Raw genomic sequence first — 1159 nt, forward strand, 5'->3', positions numbered from 1 at the left:
CCATGGAAAAGATCACTGTAAAGATTGAATCCAAACGAACAATGAAGAAAATCGCATATCTGAACAACTTTACAAAGGCTAGAAGCAAATCAGAGATTCGGGAATTAGGGAAGTTGGTGGTGGAATGAACAACCGTGTAGCAGCCGACTTGGACGCATTAGAAGGAGCGAATGTTTCGGATCTGATTGAATTACTGAAAGAGAAAGACGAGGCGTTGCAGGCAATTACTGATGTTAACCTTCAATTATCGTGTGAGCGGGACTTATTCCGGCGCGAAGCCGATCATTATAAAGAAAGATGCGTTAAATTCCAGGTTGAAGAAATGCGCCGGCAGCGGGTAGGCGGTGAAACCAAATGACCGATCAGCTTGAAGCAAAATATCATTGGGAATGGACAGAAAAAGCAGTGGAGGAAAATAAGTTTCAAAGTATTGTGGCAGGAACACCAGTTTGGGATAATTATAAGAAGAAAGCACCAAAGCGTTGGCTGGATGCAGGGTTGATTCGCCAAGCTTCGAAACCCGAGTTACCAGTAGGACAAGCGGTATTTGATATTTAGGAAAGGGGCCATATATGGGGGCTGCGGTGTACCAAATGGAATTTTACGAGAGCATAACGAAGGATGAACGGAACGAGGTTAAGTTGCTTCTGAAACGTTATCCCAAGTTGAGTCGGATCGTAACTGAATTGAGAAGCAGACCTGAATTAACACCGAAGCAACAGGAGCGCTTGAACGAATGGGGCCTCCTGGTTGATGAAATCGACGTTGCCTTTGGTTTGATCATAGATGATGAAGTGAAACTGATTTTCGAACACCGTTATATGAAGGGACTCAAATATTCCAGCACAATAGATCGTTTCTGGGATAAGCACCGTAGAAGTGAAAAGACGATTGACCGTAGAATAGGACGTGGAGTGGACACGATTGCTGAACACTTGAAACTCTGCGGTATCATTGGAAAAAGTGACGGTAGATTGACGGTGATATGACGGCGGAGTGACGCCAAAGTGACGGTTGATCAGTTATACACTAGGCACATAAGAAGGGAATTGCTTCCTTCCGGTGTGCCTGGGTGTACCGTTATTCCACCCGGACTCGATCATGCTAGGTGACCCAGTCAAGCTTCATAACTGGCGAAGGGCGGTGTGATGCGGGGAAG

At 45.5% G+C, this 1159-nt stretch carries 3 protein-coding genes; all 3 read left to right on the forward strand.

The annotated features are described in order from the left end of the window. Window positions 1-124: 124 nt before the first annotated feature. Genes HP548_RS00365 through HP548_RS00375 form a run of 3 tightly spaced genes read left to right on the forward strand, consistent with a single transcriptional unit; the run spans window position 125 to window position 989 of the window. Window positions 125-358 carry a hypothetical protein gene (locus HP548_RS00365; protein ID WP_175380577.1) on the forward strand — a complete coding sequence of 78 codons (234 nt, stop codon included), beginning with the start codon at window positions 125-127 and terminating at the stop codon, window positions 356-358. Then, window positions 355-558: a hypothetical protein gene (locus HP548_RS00370; RefSeq protein WP_175380578.1), complete on the forward strand. Its 204-nt coding sequence runs from the start codon at window positions 355-357 to the stop codon at window positions 556-558. Before HP548_RS00365 ends, HP548_RS00370 begins: the two co-directional genes overlap by 4 nt. Before the next feature lie 35 nt (window positions 559-593). Continuing rightward, the gene (locus tag HP548_RS00375) at window positions 594-989 is read left to right on the forward strand and encodes a hypothetical protein (RefSeq protein WP_175380579.1); all 396 of its coding nucleotides are present in this window, start codon (window positions 594-596) and stop codon (window positions 987-989) included. Window positions 990-1159 lie beyond the last annotated feature (170 nt).

Source organism: Paenibacillus taichungensis, from assembly GCF_013359905.1.
Classification (GTDB): Bacteria; Bacillota; Bacilli; order Paenibacillales; family Paenibacillaceae; genus Paenibacillus; species Paenibacillus taichungensis.